The sequence below is a fragment of the Bradyrhizobium sp. HKCCYLS1011 genome (genome assembly GCF_051167795.1).
Lineage (GTDB): Bacteria > Pseudomonadota > Alphaproteobacteria > Rhizobiales > Xanthobacteraceae > Bradyrhizobium.
In genome coordinates, this window is sequence record NZ_JBNPTT010000001.1 from 737,648 (window position 1) to 756,946 (window position 19,299).

18 protein-coding genes are annotated in these 19,299 nt (G+C 61.9%); 13 read left to right on the forward strand and 5 right to left on the reverse strand.

The features are described 5' to 3' along the window. Positions 1 to 45 precede the first annotated feature (45 nt). The 3 genes from ACQR1W_RS03380 to ACQR1W_RS03390 all read left to right on the forward strand — a co-directional run bounded on the left by ACQR1W_RS03380 (position 46) and on the right by ACQR1W_RS03390 (position 1,680). Positions 46 to 252, forward strand: a complete 207-nt coding sequence (locus tag ACQR1W_RS03380) for a DUF2188 domain-containing protein (RefSeq protein WP_434849478.1) — start codon at positions 46 to 48, stop codon at positions 250 to 252. 76 nt (positions 253 to 328) lie between these two features. After that, positions 329 to 1,102: an ImmA/IrrE family metallo-endopeptidase gene (locus tag ACQR1W_RS03385; RefSeq protein ID WP_434849479.1), complete on the forward strand. Its 774-nt coding sequence runs from the start codon at positions 329 to 331 to the stop codon at positions 1,100 to 1,102. Positions 1,103 to 1,248: 146 nt separating this feature from the next. Then, positions 1,249 to 1,680 (forward strand): DUF5615 family PIN-like protein, encoded by a 432-nt coding sequence (locus tag ACQR1W_RS03390; protein ID WP_434849480.1) that lies wholly within the window; start codon positions 1,249 to 1,251, stop codon positions 1,678 to 1,680. An 835-nt stretch (positions 1,681 to 2,515) separates the two neighbouring features. On the opposite strand, the gene ACQR1W_RS03395 is transcribed toward ACQR1W_RS03390, so the two are convergent. After that, entirely contained in the window at positions 2,516 to 3,019 is a 504-nt protein-coding gene (locus ACQR1W_RS03395; RefSeq protein ID WP_434849481.1) for a GFA family protein, read from the reverse strand. Positions 3,020 to 4,211: 1,192 nt separating this feature from the next. On the opposite strand from ACQR1W_RS03395, the gene ACQR1W_RS03400 reads away from it, so the two are divergent. The 3 genes from ACQR1W_RS03400 to ACQR1W_RS03410 all read left to right on the forward strand — a co-directional run bounded on the left by ACQR1W_RS03400 (position 4,212) and on the right by ACQR1W_RS03410 (position 6,305). Next, positions 4,212 to 4,448 (forward strand): hypothetical protein, encoded by a 237-nt coding sequence (locus ACQR1W_RS03400; RefSeq protein ID WP_434849482.1) that lies wholly within the window; start codon positions 4,212 to 4,214, stop codon positions 4,446 to 4,448. Beyond that, the gene (locus tag ACQR1W_RS03405; RefSeq protein WP_434849483.1) at positions 4,445 to 4,735 is read left to right on the forward strand and encodes a type II toxin-antitoxin system RelE/ParE family toxin; all 291 of its coding nucleotides are present in this window, start codon (positions 4,445 to 4,447) and stop codon (positions 4,733 to 4,735) included. The genes ACQR1W_RS03400 and ACQR1W_RS03405 overlap by 4 nt, the downstream gene beginning before the upstream one ends. A gap of 202 nt (positions 4,736 to 4,937) precedes the next feature. After that, a complete protein-coding gene (locus ACQR1W_RS03410) occupies positions 4,938 to 6,305 on the forward strand; it encodes a S41 family peptidase (RefSeq protein WP_434849484.1) in 1,368 nt (455 codons plus the stop codon). Positions 6,306 to 7,003: 698 nt separating this feature from the next. Here ACQR1W_RS03410 and ACQR1W_RS03415 read toward each other — a convergent pair. From ACQR1W_RS03415 to ACQR1W_RS03425, 3 genes are all read right to left on the reverse strand, one after another. Further along, a complete protein-coding gene (locus ACQR1W_RS03415; protein WP_434849485.1) occupies positions 7,004 to 7,906 on the reverse strand; it encodes a GNAT family N-acetyltransferase in 903 nt (300 codons plus the stop codon). A 139-nt stretch (positions 7,907 to 8,045) separates the two neighbouring features. After that, the gene (locus tag ACQR1W_RS03420; RefSeq protein WP_434849486.1) at positions 8,046 to 9,320 is read right to left on the reverse strand and encodes an NAD(P)/FAD-dependent oxidoreductase; all 1,275 of its coding nucleotides are present in this window, start codon (positions 9,318 to 9,320) and stop codon (positions 8,046 to 8,048) included. Positions 9,321 to 9,336: 16 nt separating this feature from the next. Beyond that, positions 9,337 to 10,005 (reverse strand): haloacid dehalogenase type II, encoded by a 669-nt coding sequence (locus tag ACQR1W_RS03425; protein ID WP_434849487.1) that lies wholly within the window; start codon positions 10,003 to 10,005, stop codon positions 9,337 to 9,339. Between the two features lie 194 nt (positions 10,006 to 10,199). Here ACQR1W_RS03425 and ACQR1W_RS03430 point away from each other — a divergent pair, with 194 nt between their 5' ends. The 7 genes from ACQR1W_RS03430 to ACQR1W_RS03460 all read left to right on the forward strand — a co-directional run bounded on the left by ACQR1W_RS03430 (position 10,200) and on the right by ACQR1W_RS03460 (position 18,618). Then, positions 10,200 to 11,039 carry a GNAT family N-acetyltransferase gene (locus ACQR1W_RS03430; RefSeq protein WP_434849488.1) on the forward strand — a complete coding sequence of 280 codons (840 nt, stop codon included), beginning with the start codon at positions 10,200 to 10,202 and terminating at the stop codon, positions 11,037 to 11,039. 13 nt (positions 11,040 to 11,052) lie between these two features. After that, positions 11,053 to 12,441, forward strand: coding sequence for an aspartate aminotransferase family protein (locus ACQR1W_RS03435; protein WP_434849489.1), 1,389 nt, complete (start codon positions 11,053 to 11,055; stop codon positions 12,439 to 12,441). Between the two features lie 286 nt (positions 12,442 to 12,727). Beyond that, positions 12,728 to 13,423 (forward strand): HAD-IA family hydrolase, encoded by a 696-nt coding sequence (locus ACQR1W_RS03440; RefSeq protein WP_434849490.1) that lies wholly within the window; start codon positions 12,728 to 12,730, stop codon positions 13,421 to 13,423. Positions 13,424 to 13,475: 52 nt separating this feature from the next. Further along, complete coding sequence (locus tag ACQR1W_RS03445; RefSeq protein WP_434849491.1) at positions 13,476 to 15,083, forward strand: ABC transporter substrate-binding protein; 1,608 nt, start codon at positions 13,476 to 13,478, stop codon at positions 15,081 to 15,083. Between the two features lie 87 nt (positions 15,084 to 15,170). Continuing rightward, the gene (locus ACQR1W_RS03450; protein ID WP_434849492.1) at positions 15,171 to 16,118 is read left to right on the forward strand and encodes an ABC transporter permease; all 948 of its coding nucleotides are present in this window, start codon (positions 15,171 to 15,173) and stop codon (positions 16,116 to 16,118) included. Continuing rightward, on the forward strand, positions 16,118 to 16,972 hold the full coding sequence (locus ACQR1W_RS03455; RefSeq protein ID WP_434849493.1) for an ABC transporter permease: 855 nt from the start codon (positions 16,118 to 16,120) through the stop codon (positions 16,970 to 16,972). The genes ACQR1W_RS03450 and ACQR1W_RS03455 overlap by 1 nt, the downstream gene beginning before the upstream one ends. Continuing rightward, the gene (locus ACQR1W_RS03460) at positions 16,969 to 18,618 is read left to right on the forward strand and encodes an ABC transporter ATP-binding protein (protein WP_434849494.1); all 1,650 of its coding nucleotides are present in this window, start codon (positions 16,969 to 16,971) and stop codon (positions 18,616 to 18,618) included. Before ACQR1W_RS03455 ends, ACQR1W_RS03460 begins: the two co-directional genes overlap by 4 nt. 43 nt (positions 18,619 to 18,661) lie before the next feature. Here the strand turns inward: ACQR1W_RS03460 and ACQR1W_RS03465 are convergent, their stop codons facing one another. Then, positions 18,662 to 19,138, reverse strand: coding sequence for an Lrp/AsnC family transcriptional regulator (locus ACQR1W_RS03465; protein WP_434849495.1), 477 nt, complete (start codon positions 19,136 to 19,138; stop codon positions 18,662 to 18,664). Positions 19,139 to 19,299: the final 161 nt, after the last annotated feature.

A 19,299-nucleotide genomic window follows, 5' to 3' on the forward strand; every position in this document is an offset into this window, starting at 1 on the left:
TCGGCTCGGGCATTTCACCATCTGATCCACTTACGGGGGAATGCGATGACAGATAAGCGTATCTACGTCGAACGCCGGCCGGAAGGTGACTACGCTGTCCGGCGGGCAGGCTCAGAGCGGGCTAGTGATGTCCTGCCGACACAGCGCGAAGCGATCGACCGCGCCCGAGAGCTCAGCCCGGACGCACAGCCCCACGTGGAGCGGGTTCGAAATACGTCTCGCGGCTCGCCCGACAAGTGGCGGAAGCCGTAATCAAGAAAAACGCGCGCGGCCCTGCATGAAGTACGATGGAGTGTTCGTAAGGAACCATCGACGATAAGGAGCTTCAATGGACGATGAGCATGACGATCGCAAGGTCACCCGTCGCTCCAACGACGAGTGTCGGCGCTTAGCTCAACGTACAAAGGAGTACTACCACATCGGCAGAACGTGGCCAGTTAACATCGGCCGCGTCCTTCGTTGTGGAAAAATATTAACTGTCCGAGGTGAGAAGCCGCTTATATATCGGGTGGTCCCAGACGCCGTCCTTGGATTGAAAGATGCCAGAACAGAATTAATTGACGGTTCTGTAGTGATTACTACGAGGCAGTCGGTCGGTTCATCTCTCCTCTGGGGAGATCCCCGAACTCGAATGACAATGGCACACGAGCTTGGCCATGGGGTAATGCATGCCGAAGAGGGCGCCGTTGACCATCGCGCCACTGGCGCCACCGGCACAACCACCATTTCCAAGATGAGCGCCTCAGAGTCGGCTGAACACCAAGCAAAGGTCTTTGCATCAGCTTTTCTCATCGACGACCAAAGAGCCGCAGAACTCGCCACTTCGATGGATATCGCCCTGGAATTCTTGGTTAGCGGTTCGGCTGCCGAGATTTGCTTCGAGCGAGTTCAGGCGCAGCGCGAGCGAGAAGCAGCTGCGGCAAGAGTTATGGAGGAAAATAAAAAGTTTCAGGCCCTAATGAAAACGTCTCAAGAGAAGAACTACCATTTACAAGCTTTTTGCCCTTCTTGTAGACGCCAAACATTGCTCCCATTAGGAACGAAAGTAGGATGCAATGGAGAAGGTTGCGGATATATTGGCGACCACCCCGAAGACAATTAGCTATCCAGGTTATCAGCCCGTTGAGGACAGAAAGCGTCGTGCCAAGCTTACATAAGGCAAGACGACAGCATTTCGAACCGCTCACGAGAGCTAGTCTTAACGCGGCTCGGAGCGAATGGAGAAGGTCACCAAAAACGCGCTTCCTAATGGACGCAAATATGGAGCCTTGGGCGGTGCATGTTATGCGTTACAAAAACTTTGACGTGAAAGAGTGCGACGTGGCACGTCTCAGGACCGTTGACGATCAGACTGTGTTTGCAACTGCATGGAAGCTGCGCCGACTACTCATTACGCACGATGCCGACTTCTTAGATGATCGCCTGTTTCCATTTGAACGGTGCGCTGGACTGTTGGTCCTTCCAAGTTATGGAAGTGTCAGCATGGAATTTGCAAACGTATTAGCAGGCGCCTGTGACCTGATTTCAAAAGGAGCGCACCTTTGGTTTCACACCAAAATTGTCGCTAGACGTGACTTCACCGTCAAGGTTCGAACATGGGAAAGATCGAACGGATTCGTCGCAGAATGGGATTATCGAATCGCTAAGGGCTATCGCCAGGCTGCTCTCCATGCTCCGTGAATTTAGGCGATGGAATTACGGTGGCGTTGCACTTTACTTCCCATAGCCCGGGCCGATTGCCGCGGTCGACCCTTGCGCTGGCAAGGGCGGATTAGCGGAGCGTAATCCGCCAACTTCGGTATGCCGCTATGTGCGGCGCGTTACGCTTCGCTAACGCGCCCTACTCGCTCCATCAATGTCTGGCCACCTGGAGCATGGAGGACCGGAAGCGTCTTCCGCCCTCGCCCCTGCGGGCGAAGGCGGAAGCGACACGCATCAAGACATTTCTTGGAGGCATTTTTCTTTCGACATCGATGGCTTGCGCGTCCGCTCAACCCATGGCACGTGCCCGCCTATCCGACGAAGTCCGCCCAGCACCAGCCGCGGTATGGACCGAGATGGTAGTTGACCGGACAACCGCCATATGGGCCGGGCCGGACCCGTCGTATCCAGCACGCCTGGCCGGCATGGCCGAGCGAATAGCCTGGCGGACATCCGCCGAACGGGCCCGCCGGGACCGAGAGCGGATAAGCCTCCGCATAAGTAGCACAGCCGAAAAGAGGTGAAAGCGAGCGCCGTTGCGCCGAAGAGCAAGCGTAGGGCCGATTAGCGCAGCGTAATCCGCCGCTCTTGCTCCCAGTCGGCGCGTTACGCTTTGCTAACGCGCCCTGCTCACTGATCACGAAGGGAGCGGTGGGACAAATGGCCGATGTCGCGGCTGTAGTCGGCTAGCAGCCGAACGCCGTCCGTTCTCGCTGGGCTCGGCGAGGCATCTACACTTCTCGTCTGCTTGTCGGACCTCGCTGCTCTTCCCCCGAGATCATCTACCCGTGAAGCGAAGACACGCGTTAGATTTCTACTCGGGCTGTTCCCAAAAGTGGTCGGTCGCCGGCGGAGAGACCCATCCGTGTTTGAACTGCTCCCATACCGAAATCATGGGTGGAGGAAGCTGCGGGTCGGCGAAGGCGCCTGCGGCAATAACAACCCAGCCTGGCCTCAGGTCTGGAATTTCCCAATGAACGGTTGAGCCGCATTGCGGGCAAAAATGAAAAATGACGCGCCCTCCGCGATCGGAGATGCGAGAAAAACGATGCGACTCTCCGTGGATCTTTACCTGTTCTGGTAGCCAGAAGGTGTTCATCCCAAACGCTGATCCCGTCCGGCGCTGGCATTGTTGGCAGGAACAGGCCGCGACAAATATGGGCTCGTCCGTTGCTTCCGCTCGCAACGCCCCGCAGCAGCAGTGCGCTCGCCTCAGGCGGACAGGGGCTGTGACCGTCTGCCCCTTCAAGCCGCTGGAGCCATAGGCCAGTCTCGTGCGGGAAGGTGTCGTCTCATCTGTCATCGGCTCGTTCTCCATAAAGGTCTCCGTTCTCTATGGTGTCGGCCGTATATTGCGCGCGCATTTCACCACACTCTGGCGCGGCTACCACTGAAACATATCATCCAATCACGTGAGGGGGGTTTGAGCGGCAAGCGCAGGGCGGATTAGCGAAGCGTAATCCGCCAACTTCGCTGTGCCGCTATGTGCGGCGCGTTACGCTTCGCTAACGCGCCCTACTCGCTCCATCAATGTCCGGCCACATGGAGCATGGAGGACCGGAAGCGTCTTCCGCCCTCACTGCTACGAGGTGACGGCGGAAGCGACACGCATCAAGACATTTCTTAGACGCATTTTTCTTTCGAGGGCGATGGCTTGCGCGTCCGCTCAACCCACCGCACGCGCCCGCCTATCCGACGAAGTCTGCCCAGCACCAGCCGCGGTATGGACCGAGATGGTAGTTGACCGGACACCCGCCATATGGGCCGGGCCGGACCCGTCGTATCCAGCACGCTTGGCCGGCACGGCCGAGCGAGTAGCCCGGCGGACATCCGCCGAACGGGCCGGCCGGCACCGAGAGCGGATAAGCCTCCGCATAAGTGGCACAGCCGAAAAATGTGAAAGCGAGCGCCGTTGCGCCGACGAGAGCAGAACCAACACGGCCTATTTTCATGGGATCCTCGATGGGATTGATGAACGAGCCTCTATTGAGAACGAGCCTCTGCGATGGAGCGGCTTGTTCACCACCATGAACGTGGTGCTTCAATCCGCTTGCTATCGGTATCTACCTAAGGCTGAACGAGCGCTGAACGGTATCGCTGTATCAGCGACGATCTGCGCCCTGTTCATTCATCTACCCCCGCTGTTGTCAGCTTGTAGTTAGGTGGATGTGTTAGCTCGCGTAGGATGGGTAGAGCCGAAGGCGAAACCCATCACCCTGATGCGACAGATAACAGTGATGGGTTTCGCTGGCGCTCAACCCATCCTACACTGGCGCCGAAAGGCGTGATCGGCACGGCGCATAAATTCAGACCATTGGACGAGCGGCTATACCCAGGCCGAACTCGACGACGCCCAGGCGAAGCGCGCAGGGCGGATTAGCGGAGCGTAATCCGCCAACTTCGCTGTGCCGCGATGTGCGGCGCGTTACGCTTCGCTAACGCGCCCTACTCGCTCGCTTCGCTCATCCGGGCTACTGACAGCGACGCACAATCGTGCTAACGTTCTTGCCATGAAAACCAGAAAGCTGACAGAAGCCCTGGAGCGCGTCGAGAGATGGCCGGCCGAGATTCAGGACGAACTCGCCGAGCTCGCCCTTGAGCTCGACGCGGGCCTGGAGGGCGGCGAATACCAGCCCACCCCGGAGGAACTGGCCGGAATCGATCGCGGCTTGCGCGCCGCTGCCGAAGGCCGCTTTGCCAGCGAGCATGAGGTCGAAGCCGCGTTCGCCAAATTCCGCACGCGATGAAGGTCGTCTATACCGACGAAGCCCTCAACGACCTCGCTGCAATCGCCGATTGCCTCATGCTCCACTATCCGACCGTCGCCCCAGCCGTCGAGCGGCGCATCCGACGCGTTGTCGCTCACATCTCGCGCTGGCCGGCGAGTGCGCGGCGCGTCTCGGGCCGCTCGGACGTACGCGTGATGCCGCTGGGGCGCTACCCTTACAAGATCTTCTATCGCGTCGCCGACGACACGATCGAGATCCTGCACATCCACCACGCCGCGCGGCAGCCCTGGGACCCGAGCGGATAGCCGCCAGGTCGCCCGCAGATGAGCAAAGCGTAATTTGCCGACCACTCGGCTGGGGCGGTATGGCGTCCGAAGCCGGCCATCCTTTTGATCGGCCGCTAACGCAATTTGCGCCGCCAGCCGGCTTTTCTGGCTGAAACAAAGTTCCCGTTCGCCCGTTCCTGCAGGGCGAGGTGCGTCAACTCCTTAAGGACACAATACGGTCATGATCAAATCCCGATTGCTGATCGCCGGTTTCATTGCGGGCGCAAGCGCGATCGCCGTCCCCCTGGTCGCGGCGGTTGCCGTTCAGGAGAGCGGCCTCACCGGGCAGGATTTCGCGGTGCTCGCCGGCGTGATCCAGCTCGTCCGCAACGATTACGTCCATCCGGTCGGCTCCGACGAGCTGGTCAAGGACGCGCTCAAGGGGATGCTCAATCGCCTCGATCCGCACTCCGATTACATGGACGAACAGGAATTCAAGGACTCCCAGGCCGACACCGCCGGGAAATTCGGCGGGCTCGGCATGCAGATATCCGAGCAGGATGGCGTGCCCAAGATCATCGCGCCGATCGATGGAACCCCGGCCGCGCGCGCGAAACTCGAACCGGGCGATCTGATCGTGACGATCGACCACACCAGCACACTGGGGGTCAGCCTGCAGAAGGTGGTCGACCAGTTGCGCGGCGATCCCGGCTCGAACGTGACCATCAGCATCCTGCGCGGCAAGCAGGACCCGTTCGATGTCACGCTGACCCGGGAGATCATCAAGGTCGCGTCCGTCAAACCGGAGCTCAAGCCCGACGGCATTGGCTATATCAGGATCACCCAGTTCGGCGGCGATACGTCTGACAGCTTCAAGAAGGCAATCACCGATTTCAAGCGCAACGCCAACGGCGGCGTGAAGGGCCTCGTCATCGACCTGCGCGACGACCCGGGCGGGCTGTTGACCGCAGCCGTCGACGTTGCCGGCGATCTGCTCGACGGCGGATCGGTGGTCAGCATCCATGGCCGGCATACGGACGATCAGCACAGCTTCGATGCGCCCGCACATGGCGACATGCTGCCCGGCGTCCCCGTCGTCGTGCTGATCAATGGCGCCTCCGCGTCGGCCTCGGAGATCGTCGCCGGTGCCCTGCAGGACCGGCACCGCGCCACGATCATGGGTACGCAAAGTTTCGGCAAAGGCTCGGTGCAGACCATCGTGCCCCTGAAAGGACACGGCGCGGTGCGGCTGACGACCGCGCTCTACTACACGCCCTCGGGCCGCTCCATTCAGGATGAGGGCATCGCGCCTGATGTGGTCGTCGAAGCGCCGAAGGACCAGCAGATCAGCGGCGGCCCGCTGCTGCGCGAAGCCGCGCTGCAAGGCGCGTTCAAGAATCCCGGACCGCTCAAGCAGGCCCCTGGCGCGGGCGCGCCGCAGGCCGCAGCGTCGCAAGTCAAATCCACCACGTCGGCGCCGATCAAGGCGGACCTCATCGGCAAGCCCGACGACGCTCAGCTGAAGGCAGCGCTGACCTATCTGGATGCGCATGCGGGCGGGAAGCAGGAATCGACGAGACAACAAAGGGCCAATCCCGGACCGAAGTGATTGTCGCGGCTGCTGTCGAGGCGAGTGTGTAGGATGGGTAGAGCGCAGCGAAACCCATCACTTCTCTTCCCTTGGAGCAATCACGATGGGTTTCGCTAGCGCTCTACCCATCCTACATTTGCCGCACCAACTGATTTGCGCCTGATGTCCAGCCCTTCCGGCAAAAATATTTCACTTTCGTTTTTTCCGAAATCATGGTCTTATCCTCGCCGTCCTGCCTCGATCAAGAGGGACGTATCGCGGTCGTCACGAACGTGGAGTGCGGGATGCGGCGGGCGTGTCGGGTTGCAGCGTGATCATTCATGCCGACGAACGACCTGATACGCACGGCGAAATCGTGTGGTCCTGGCATCCCGGTGCTGATGCCCGCGCAACGCGTCAGCGTTGTCGCGACGCGACGAGGTTCGCCTCGCGCGGATACGGGGGCAAGAAAGCCGGTCCCCGAGGAGAGCGCGTATAAGCCGTAAAGCCATCCGCGCAGGGAATGCCGGGTTGATCCGGCGGCACCTGTGGTGACTGCCGCCTGCTTTTCTTGCTGCAGGCGGGCCATGGGTGAGGCCATCACCCGGCATTCCCTGCACCCTCTCCCATCAAGAGGGTCTTGTTCTCAGCAGAGCTCGGGCCGTTCCGGCCGCGAGAACGCGATGCCGTGACATCACATGGGCGCCGCACATTTGCTTGTTGCGGTCCCGGGCTGGTCAGCCGAGCGCGTGACTTGCGAGCGCATAGGTCACGGGCTGACCGCCGCTGCGGCTTCCGGGATCGGCGGACTGTCGGCCCAGCGACATCGTCAGGACAGTATCAAAAACGCGCAGGCCGGACTGCGACAGGAAGGTGCCGAACTGCCCTTCTCTCAGTTGCGTATCCAGTCTCAAGAACCGTCCCTCATGGTCCGAGACGTGCGGGGCCACCACCGCGAGCGCATCCTCATCGCACGATGCCGCCACGGGTCCGACGACATGGCCCCGGCCAAATCGGCGGCAGAGCGCGAACGCATTCAGTCGGCCGACGCGGAACAGGCCGAAGCCGACCGACTCCTGAACCAGCGCAGCGAGCAGTGCCCGACGTGGCACGCCAAACGCCTGCGCGTCCAGTTCAACGATCGCGGCAAGGTCCGCCTGCTGGAGACGGCGCAATTCGGCACCCGGCGGCACGACATGAGTCTGCCGCGGCACGCGCGCTTCGCCCTGGCACTGGAACACCGTCCTCTCAGGGCGGAAATCGAGCGACAGATAGAGCCGCCGCGCAGCACGCGTCGCATTCAGACGAAGCTCGCGTCCCTGCTGCTGTTCCAGGACACGTCGCATCAGCAGCTCGCCGGCGCCCAGCGACTGAAGACGAGGCGACGTGATGACCATGCCGATGGTGGCAAAGCCCGATCCATGTGGAAACCACATCGCCGATCCCAGCACGCGCCCGATCTCGTCCGACGCGGCGATGCCGTCTCCGACATTGCGCAGGAACTGCCAGTCCTCGTCACGGTGCGGCCAGCCGACGCCGATCGAGAGCGCGTGCAACTGGTCGAGATCGACCGCACCGATATCGGACAGACGCACCGCGAAGGCATCGATCGCAAGTGAGTGAGAAACGGAGCTGTCCATACTGTCCTCTTCGACCACGTCAGGCGCGAGCAGGCCGCGACACTCCAACTCCGCTCATCCTGAGTGGTCGCGAAGACTATCCGAATATGAAGACGTTTCATATCGGTGGGCCGACACCGACCCTCGGCCCCGATCGCTGTCATTGAATGCGATCGAGCGCCTTGTAATACAGCCCCACGAACGGCAGAAACCACGGCTTGCCGAAATGGCCGGGCACGGCGGGCCACTCCACGCCCTTCATCGGATTCCGATCCTCGCGGCCGAGCATCGCGTCCGCCATGATCATCCCGAGATGGGTGGAGAGCTGCGCGCCATGGCCGGAATAGCCCATGGCGTACCAGAGGCCGTCGTGGTAGCCGGCGCGCGGATAGCGGTCCCTGGTGATGTCGACCAGCCCGCCCCAGCAATAGTCGATCTCGACACCCGACAGCTGCGGGAAGATGCCCGCAAGACTGTCCATCAGGATGGCGCCGCTCTTGGCGTCCGAGCGCTGGTCGGAGGTGGCGGAAAAGCGCGCCCGGCCGCCGAAGATCAGCCGGTTGTCCGGCGCGAGCCGGAAGTAGTTGCCGACATTCATCGAGGTCACGCAGGTTCGGTTGCCCGGCATGACCGAAGCGGCCTCCGCCGCGGTGAGCGGCCGCGTGGCGATGATGAAGCTGCCGACCGCCATGATGCGTCGGCGGAAATAGCCAAAATTCGCCGTCGTATAGGCGCCCGTCGCGAGCAGCACCTGCTCCGCGGTCACGGTCCCGCGCGCGGTCGTCAGGCGGTGGCGCTTGCCCTCGCGCGCCGCGTCCGTGACCGTGGCGTTCTCATGGATGACGGCGCCCCGGCGCGTTGCGGCTTGCGCCAATCCGACCGCATAGCGGCCCATATGCATCATCGCGCTCTTCTTCGAGAGCATCGCGCCAAAGAACCGCGCGCCGATCTCGGACCTCAGATCGCTTGCTGTGAGCAGCGCCGTGTCGGGATCCACCTCGCGGTGGACCGCCTCGAAATTCCTGGTGATGCTGTCGAAGTGCTTCGGCTTGGAAGCGAGTTTCAGCTTGCCGGCGCGTCGGAAGTTGCAGTCGATCCCCTCCTCCGTGATCAATGCCTCGAGCGTGTCGATGGAGTCATCGAGCGCACGGTAGAGCGCGATGGCGCGCTCCTTGCCGAGCTCCGCCTTGGCTGCGAGATAGCTATGGGCAAGCCCATTATTGAGGTGTCCGCCGTTGCGACCCGACGCGCCGCCGCCGACCCGGCCCGCCTCCAGCACGACGACGCCGGCGCCGGCCTTGGCCAGTTGGCGCGCCGCGGCGAGCCCGGTGAAGCCGCCGCCGATGATCGCGACATCATAATGTCCCTCGACCCGACCATCGGCCCCGCCAGAAAAGGTCGGAGCCGTGTCGTGCCAGTAAGACACATACTTCATCGCGGCCATCCTTGCGTCAGAGTCCGAACACGCCGGGCAACCCGGAGATGTTCTCGATCTCCACATAGCCGTAATAGGGATTGGCCGGCTCGTGACGGCGATTGACCCAGACCTTGTTCCTGATGCCGAGGTCGTGCGCGGTCATGAGATCGTAGCGAAAGGACGACGAACAGTGCACGATGTCCTCCGGCCCGCAACCGAGCCTGTCGAGCATGTATTCGAAGGCCTTCATCCGCGGCTTATAGGCGTTCGCCTGCTCCGCCGTATAGACCGCGTGGAAGGGGGCACCGAGCTTGGCGACGTTCGAGCCGATCTGCGCGTTCATCGCATTGGACAGGATGACGAGCGGAATCTCCTTTGCGACCTTGGCGAGGCCAGCCGGCACATCCGGGTGAGGCCCCCAGGTCGGCACGCGCGCATACACCGTCTCTCCGTGCTCGGGCTTGAAGGCGACGTGGTTCTTCTTGCAGGCGCGCTCAAGCGCATTCGAGATGACATCGGCGTAGGGCTTCCAGTCGCCCAGGATTTCGTCCAGCCGGTAAGCGGCGAAATCCCTGATGAAATCCACGATGGCCGCCTCCTCCAGAACAGCGCCGTAGAGGTCGCGGGCGGCCTCGGCCATCTGGAAATTGGTCAGCGTTCCGTAGCAATCGAACGTCACGTATTTGGGACGGAAAGAGCTCATCATCCTCATCCAGGCAACGGGAATGGCTGTCTCGAGCCGCCGGCAATCTTAGGCCGGTGGATCGGCATAAGATGCTGCTTTGTCCGATGCTGCGGCGGAAGATGTCGTCCACAGGCCGCGCTTCAGGAGATCTGCCAGATCGGAACGCCTAAGACTTGGGGCCGTCGCGCGCAGAGAAAGGAAGCGGCCTCACTATGACAGCGGAAGCGATCGAGCTTGTCGCCTTCGGTCCGGAGCACCTTGAGGGAGCACTCGCTCTCTCGCAGCAGGCCGGATGGCCGCATCGGATCGAAGACTGGCAGACGGCGTTTGCGCTGAGCACGGGATTTGCTGCCGTTTCGCACCCAAGAAGCGAGCTCATCGGCACCGTGCTGCTGACGCCATATCGGGACGATGCAGCGACCATCAACATGGTGCTTGTGGCGGAGGCCGCGCGCGGGCGTGGGCTGGGGCGCAAGCTGATGGAGGCGGCGCTCGCGCTCGCCGGCAATCGTCCGCTGCGGCTCGTCGCAACCGACGACGGCCTGTCGCTTTATCAGAAGCTGAATTTCGAAAGGACCGGCGTGATCGCGCAGCATCAGGGCATCGCACGATCCTGTCCCCTGCCAGCGGCCATACGCCCGATCACCGCCACCGAGATTCCGGCCGCTATCGAACTCGACCGCGTGGCGTTTGGTGCGGACCGGGCAGATCTCATCTCCCATCTCGCCAAGATCGGCAGCTTCGCAGTGCTCGATCGGGCCGGGACACCCGCGGGCTTTGCCGTGCTGCGTCCATTCGGGCGTGGCGAAGTCATCGGTCCCGTCGTGGCCAGGGACATCGGCGATGCCAAGGCCCTGATCGCTCATGTCCTCGCGGCGCGCGCCGGCAGGTTCGTGAGGTTAGACACGGACATCACGACCGGGCTCGGACCATGGTTGATCGACCAGGGACTGGATCATGTCGGCGGCGGCATCGCCATGCGCCGGCCCGTCGTCGCCCAGTCTGCTGCTCCCTTCACCACCTTCGCGCTCGCCAACCAGGCTCTCGGATAGACAAGAGAAAGTCATGCTAAGCAACTCGCTCATCGAACTCGATCGCGCTCATTTGATTCATCCGGTGGCCTCCTACCATGGCCACGAGGCGTCCGGCGTGCGGGTTCTGACCTCGGCCAAGGGGGCGACCGTCACGGACGCCACTGGCCACCAACTCGTGGACGGCTTCGCCGGCCTGTGGTGTGTCAACGCCGGCTACGGGCAGGACAGCATCGTCGCCGCAGCAACCCGGCAGATGCGCGAGCTGCCTTATGCGACCGGTTATTTCAGCTTGGGCTCGGAGCCCGCGATCCGGCTCGCCGCAGAGTTGGCGGACCGCGCGCCCGGCGACCTCAACCACGTGTATTTCACCCTCGGCGGCTCAGACGCAGTCGACAGCACGGTCCGCTTCATCCGCTACTACTGGCACGCGCTGGGCAAACCGGAACGCGATCAGTTCATTTCGCTGCAAAGCGGCTATCACGGCTCCTCGACCGTGGGTGCGGGGCTCACCGCCTTGCCCGCCTTCCATGCCGGTTTCGGCGTGCCGTTCACCTGGCAGCACACGATCCCGTCCCACTATGTCTATCGCAATCCCGCCGGGCCTGACGATCGCGCCATCATCGCGACCTCGATTGCAGCGCTCGAGACAAAGATCGCTGAGATCGGCGGCCTCGAGCGCTGTGCGGCCTTCTATGCCGAGCCCATCCAAGGCTCAGGCGGCGTCCTGGTGCCGCCGACGGGTTGGATGAAAGCCATCCGCGACTTCTGCAAGGCGCGCGGCATCCTCTTTGTCGCCGATGAGGTGATCACCGGGTTCGGCCGCACTGGGCCGCTCTTTGCGTGCACCGAGGAGGACATCGTTCCGGACTTCATGACCGTCGCCAAGGGACTGACCTCGGGCTACGTTCCCATGGGCGCGGTGTTGATGTCAGACCATGTCTACAACACCATCGCCGACGGCGCGGGCGCATCTGCCGTCGGCCACGGCTATACCTATTCGGCCCATCCGGTCAGTGCCGCCGTGGGGCTCGAGGTCTTGCGCCTCTATGAGAACGGTCTCCTGGAGAACGGCGTGAAAGCGGGTGCCCGGCTGATGGCTGGGCTTAGGTCCTTGAAGGATCATCCGCTCGTCGGCGACGTACGCGGACGGGGCATGCTGGCTGCGCTGGAGTTGGTCGTGGACAAGGAGCGCAAAACGCCCCTGCCCGCGGCCGCCGATCCCTCGCGACGCATCTTCGACCGCGCCTGGTCGAACGGTCTCGTCATCCGCGCCTTCCCGACCGGCGTGCTGGGCTATGCGCCGCCACTGTGCTGCACCGACGCCGACATCGACGCGATCCTGGACCGGACGCAAATGACGCTCGATCAAACCCTTGCCGACCCCGACGTGCGCGAGGCGATGCGCTCACGTGCCAGATGATCCCCACCGGGGCAGAGAATCGAAATGTTGCGGAGCCGGCCAAATTTGCAATTTTCTGCCGTGCGGCCGGTGCATTTCAGGGACTTCGCTCAAGACCAACTCGCGACACTCTTGGTGAAAAAAACGTCGCAAGCCACGCGAAAACGGCCGTTTTCAACACAAGAGCCGGAGCGCGCGCACCTGGACCGACATGTCGATCCGGCAGAATCTTCTGCCGAGCTAACGGCCGCCTCAAACGAGGCACGAGGGTAAAGCGTTGGACACTGGTCTTGGCAGATTCAAATATATGACGTTCGACGTCGTCGGCACGCTGATCGACTTCGAAAGCGGCATCAAAGGATGCCTTTCCGAGATCGCGACCGAAGCAGGAACGGCTATCGACGGCGAGCAGGCTTTGGCGCTTTACCGCGCCGCGCGCTATGACGAGGCTACGGATCTCTTCCCCGATGATCTCGTGAGAGTCTACGGGGTCATCGCGCCGAAACTTGGCCTGCCCCAGGACCGGCATCTGGCCGAACGCTTTCGAGATTCGGCCAGGACCTGGAAAGCCTTTCCCGATAGCGGCGCGGCACTCGCTCGGCTTGCGAGACGGTACAAACTGATCGCCATGACGAATGCGCGCCGCTGGGCGCTCGACCATTTCGAGAAAGAGCTGGGCGCGCCCTTCTATGCGACGTTCACGCCGGACGAGACCGGCACGGAGAAACCGGATCCGGCCTTTTTCGAAGCCGTGTTCGCTTATGTTGCCGTTGATGGGGGCAGCAAGGCCCAGATCCTGCATGTGGCGCAGAGCCAGTATCACGACATCGGTATCTCCCGGAAACTCGGCCTGACCAATTGCTGGATCGAGCGCCGTCATGGGCAGAAGGGCTATGGCGGAACGATCGAGCCGGCCGAGTTCACCAAGCCGGACTACCATTTCATCTCGCTGGCGGATCTGGCCGATGCCGTGGAAGCCGAGGCAAGATCGGCGATGCCATGACCGGCTGACGACACCGGTCGAAGCGTCATCGGTGCAACAAGAGGGGAAGGACATGAGCGACACGATCACGCATTGGTCCCGTTCCGATGACGCGATGCTGGAGACCGCCATCCGAAGTGGAGCTTCCCGCCGTGACCTCTTGAAGCTGATGGTCGCCAATGGCGTCGCGCTCGCGGCCGCAGGCACCGTTCTCGGCCGCGCCTCACGCGCCGCAGCCGCAACGCCGGTCAAGGGCGGTGCACTCAAGGCGGCCGGCTGGTCCTCCTCGACGGCCGATACCCTCGACCCGGCCAAGGCATCGTTCTCCACCGACTATGTGCGCTGCTGCTCCTTCTACAACCGGCTGACCTTCCTCGATCAGTCGGGCGTTCCTCAGATGGAGCTTGCGGACGCGATCGAGTCGAAGGATGCCCAGACCTGGACGGTGAAACTGAAGAAAGGCATCACCTTTCATAGCGGCAAGGAGCTGACGGCCGATGACGTCATCTTCTCGCTGAAACGCCACCTCGATCCCGCGACGGGATCGAAGGTCGCGAAGATCGCGGCGCAAATGGCAGGCTTCAAGGCCGTCGACAAGACCACGATCGAGATCACATTGGCGAGCCCCAACGCCGATCTGCCGACGATCCTGTCCATGCATCACTTCCTGATCGTCGCCGATGGCACCACCGACTTCTCTCTGGGCAACGGCACGGGCGCGTTCAAGCGCGAGCTGTTCGAACCGAGCGTACGCTCGATCGGCGTCCGCAATCCCAACTATTTCAAGAATGGCCCGTATCTGGACTCGATCGAGTTCTTCGCCATCCCTGACGAGAATGCCCGCGTCAACGCCTTGCTGTCCGGCGATATTCAGCTGGCCGCCGCGATCAATCCGCGTTCGTTGCGCCTGTTCGACGGCAAGGACGGCTTCGTGCTCTCGAAGACAACCTCGGGCACCTATACGGACCTGAACATCCGCCTGGACATGGCACCCGGTAGTAGCCGGGATTTTGTCGACGGCATGAAGCACCTGATCAACCGGGAGCAGATCATCAAGTCGGCGATCCGTGGCCTCGGCGTGATCGGCAATGATCAGCCGGTACCGCCGACTCAATTCTTCCACAATGCCAATCTCAGGCCGAAGCCGTTTGATCCTGACAAGGCCAAGTTCCATTTCCAGAAGGCCGGCGTGTATGGACAAACCATTCCGGTGGTCGCATCCGAGGCTGTCAGCTCATCGATCGACATGGCCTTGCTCGTCCAGGCGACCGCTGCGGAGATCGGCATGAAGCTCGACGTGCAGCGTGTGCCCTCCGACGGCTATTGGAGCAATTATTGGCTGAAATCTCCGGTGCATTTCGGCAATATCAACGCGCGCCCCACGGCGGATATCCTGTTCTCGCTGCTCTATGCATCCGATGCCGCGTGGAACGAAAGCCGTTACAAGTCGGAAAAGTTCGACTCGATGCTGATCGAGGCCCGCAGCTCGCTCGATCAGGCCAAGCGCCGCGAGATCTACAATGACATGCAGGTCATGGTCGCCGAGCAGGCCGGCACGATCATCCCGGCCTACCTCTCGAACGTGGATGCCACGACTGCCAAGCTGCAGGGATTGGAGCCCAATCCGCTCGGCGGCATGATGGGCTACGCGTTCGCCGAATATGTGTGGCTGACGGCCTGAGGCGGCCGCTCGCCGGACCTTCGGGCCGGGCGCTGTCTGGCGCGTGCAGTCCGACATGATGACGGGATCTCGAATCGGGGCGCGAATGTGAGAACACGGATCCCATCACTCGTCGTGAGCCGCCTGCTCATCGCAGTGGTCACGCTTGTGATCGTGTCATTCGCCGTCTTCTTTGCGACCGCTCTTCTGCCCGGCGACACCGCGACAATCCTTCTCGGGCAGTCCGCGACTCCGGAAGCCGTCGCGGGCTTGCGCAACGCGATGCACCTCAATGATCCGGCGTATGTCCGCTTCCTCAGATGGATCGCCGGCCTGATGCAAGGTGATTTCGGCACTTCCTATGCCAATAACAAGCCGGTCGCCAGCCTGATCGGCGGACGTTTTGTCAACACGATGAAGCTGGCCGGATTGACGGCGGCGGTTTCTGTTCCATTTGCACTTTCACTCGGCATCACCGCCGCGATATGGCGCGGCACGCTCTACGATCGGATCGTTACAGTCGCCACCATCGGCATCATCTCGGTCCCGGAGTTCATGATCGCGACGTTGGCGGTGCTGCTGTTCGCGGTTTACCTGAAATGGCTGCCGGCCCTTTCCTTCACCAGCGAGATCAGATCGTTCCACGACGCGCTACGCGCTTACGCGATGCCCGTCGTGACTCTCACTTTCGTTGTCACCGCCCAGATGATCCGCATGAGCCGTGCGGCTGTCGTGGAGACGCTCAATACGCCCTACCTGGAAATGGCGCTCCTGAAAGGGGCGTCACGACCGCGGCTGGTGCTGAGGCACGCATTGCCCAACGCGCTCGGTCCGATCGCGAACGCAGTTGCGCTCTCACTGTCCTATCTGCTCGGCGGCGTGATCATCGTGGAGACGATTTTCAACTATCCCGGCATCGCAAAGCTGATGGTGGATGCCGTGTCCACCCGCGATCTTCCGCTGATCCAGACCTGCGCCATGATCTTTTGCCTCGGTTATCTTCTGCTCACCACGATGGCCGACATCGTTGCCATCCTTTCCAATCCGAGGCTTTGATGACGGACGTTTCGGCCCCCTCCCCCACTGGACGATCCGCCTATCGGATCAATCTGGTCGGCCTGGTCGGCCTGACGGTCGTTCTCTTCTGGGCCGTGGTCGCGGCGCTCGCGCCTTACCTCATTCCGCATTCGGTCGGCGAGATCGTCGACACCGATTATTTCGGACCCATGAGTCGAGAACTGTGGTTCGGCTCCGACTATCTAGGCCGGGACATGTTCTCCCGCATCATGATGGGCGCGCGCTACACGGTCGGCATCTCCGTGGTCGCCCTCACCCTCGCCGGCTTCACCGGAATCGTTCTCGGCATGATCGCGGCGGTCAGCGGCGGCTGGCTGGATATGATCCTCAGCCGTCTCCTCGATGCCTTGAACTCGATCCCGAGCAAGCTGTTCGGCCTTGTCGTGGTCGCCGCCGTCGGCTCGTCCATCCCCGTGCTGATCGTGACGCTGTCGGTCATATACACGCCGGGCGCCTACCGGTTCGCCCGCGCACTCGCGGTCAACGTCAATACGATGGATTTCATGGTCGTCGCCCGGATCCGCGGCGAAAGCATCTTCTATCTGATCGGCGCCGAAATCCTGCCCAACATTCTCGGCCCTGTCCTCGCCGACCTCGGCCTGCGCTTCGTCTTCATCGTTCTGCTGCTGTCCGGCCTCTCCTTCCTCGGACTAGGTGTGCAGCCTCCTTATGCCGATTGGGGCGCGCTGGTGCGCGAGAATATCGGTGGCGTGCCCTATGGCGCGCCGGCGGTGATCTTTCCTTCGCTCGCGATCGCAAGTCTCACGATCAGCGTCAATCTCCTGATCGACAACCTGCCGAGCAAGATCCGCGACCGGGGCGCCGAAGCATGACAAGTCTCGTCCAGATCCGCGATCTGAAGGTCGAGGCCACCACTGATGCGGGCCGACGCGTGGAGGTCATCAAGGGTGTCAGTCTCGACATCGCGGAGGGCGAGGTCCTGGCCTTGATTGGCGAGAGCGGCTCCGGCAAGACCACAATCGCGATGACCATCATCGGCTATGCCAGGCCGGGCCTGAGGATCTCAGGCGGCGAAGTTCGGATCGACGGCACCGACATGGTTGCCCTGCCGGAAAACAAACGCGCCGCCCTTCGCGGTGCCAAGGTCGCCTACGTGCCCCAGAGTGCCGCCGCCGCCTTCAATCCGGCCATCACCATCATGGACCAGGTGATCGAGGTGACGCGGATCCACAAATTGATGTCGCCTGCATCTGCGCGAGCCAAGGCCATCGGCCTGTTCAAGGCCCTGTCGCTGCCGCAGCCGGACAGCATCGGCGACCGCTATCCCCATGAGGTCTCCGGCGGCCAGCTCCAGCGCCTTGCGGCCGCCATGGCCCTGATCGGCGACCCGAAGGTCGTGATCTTCGACGAACCGACGACCGCGCTTGACGTGACGACCCAAGTGGAGGTCTTACGCGCCTTCAAGGCCGTCACAGCCGAGAGGCGCGTCGCTTGCATCTATGTTTCCCATGATCTCGCCGTCGTCGCGCAGATCGCCGATCGGATTGTCGTCTTGAAAGGCGGTGAGATCCAAGAGAGCGGCACGACCAGGGAGATTCTGGAGCAGCCGCAGCATCCATATACACGGGAATTGCTGGCAGCTTTCGAGCCGAAAACCCACGCGCGCGCGCCCGACGGCGATGACACCGGCGGGCATCCGCTGCTTCTGGTCGAACAGCTGACCGCCGGATACGGCCCAAAGCAAAGTGGACGGCCACTGGTCAAGGCCATCGAGGCGATCAATCTCAGTGTGAAAAGTGGTCGCAACCTCGGCATCATCGGCGAGTCCGGCTGCGGCAAGTCGACGCTTGCGCGTGCCATCGCCGGTATCCTTCCGGGCTATGACGGCAACATCACCTTCAATGGCCGGGAACTAGGCAGGAATGTCCGTGACCGCACGCGCGATCAACTGCGTCAGATTCAGATCGTGTTCCAGCATGCTGACACCGCCCTGAACCCGGCGAAATCCGTCGAGGACATTTTGGGCCGCCCCTTGACCTTTTATCATCACATGAAGGGCAAGGCGCGCGATGCGCGCATCGACCAGCTTCTCGACCTGGTTCACCTCCCGAAGGCTGTGCGCCGGCGCCTGCCGGGCGAATTGTCCGGCGGCCAAAAGCAGCGCGTGAACTTCGCGCGTGCGCTGGCCGCCGAGCCCATGCTGATCCTGTGCGACGAGATCACCTCGGCGCTCGATGCGGTCGTTGCCGCGGCCGTGATCGATCTGCTGAAGGAGTTGCAGCGCGAGCTCGGACTGTCCTACCTCTTCATCAGCCACGACCTTTCCGTCGTCGAGGCGATCTGCGATGAGATCATCGTCATGTATCGCGGTCAGAAGGTGGAGGAGCTCACGCCGGCCAGCGTGAATGCCCCGCAACACCCCTACACCCAACTGCTGTTCTCCTCGGTCCCCAAGCTCGACCCGACCTGGCTCGACACCTTGCGGCAAGGCGCCAAACAGGTGCGCACATATTGCTAGCACTCAGCACGGCCCATCAGGTCAGCTCATGGAAGCCGGCCGTTCACAGCGGGAACAAGCTGGTGAGCGGCATATGAGAGCGGACGATCGGCGATTTCAGCACGACGTAGCTGAAATATTTGTCGATCCCGATATCCATGTCGGTCAGCCGCTCCATGATCACTTGGTACTCGGCGATTCCAGCAGTCACGAATTTCATCATGTAGTCATAGCCGCCCGAGACCAGATGGCATTCGATCAGTTGCTCGATCTTGTCCACCGCGGTCAGAAATCGCGCAAAATCGATCTGCCGGTGGTTCTTCAGCGTCACCTCGGTAAACACCGTCAGCGTCTGGCCAAGCTTGGTCATGTTGATCTGGGCCGAGTAGCCGTCGATATAGCCTTCCGCCTGCAGCTTTTTCACCCGGATGAGACAGGGGCTCGGGGACAGGCTGACGAGTTCGGCGAGCTCGACATTGGTAATGCGACCGTTCTTCTGCAGTTCGTGGAGGATCTTGATGTCGATCCGATCCAGCTTCATGGCCGATGTCCTTCGCCGGGTGATGGGCTTTGCGCGCTGACAGCATAATATTTGGCAATGTTCGTGCCAAAACCGTATTTTCTTGCCTCCCGCCGAGCCATTCCGGTTATCGCCGTCAATGATAATCCAGGCAAAACAACGTTTCGCAGCCTTCCTTTGAT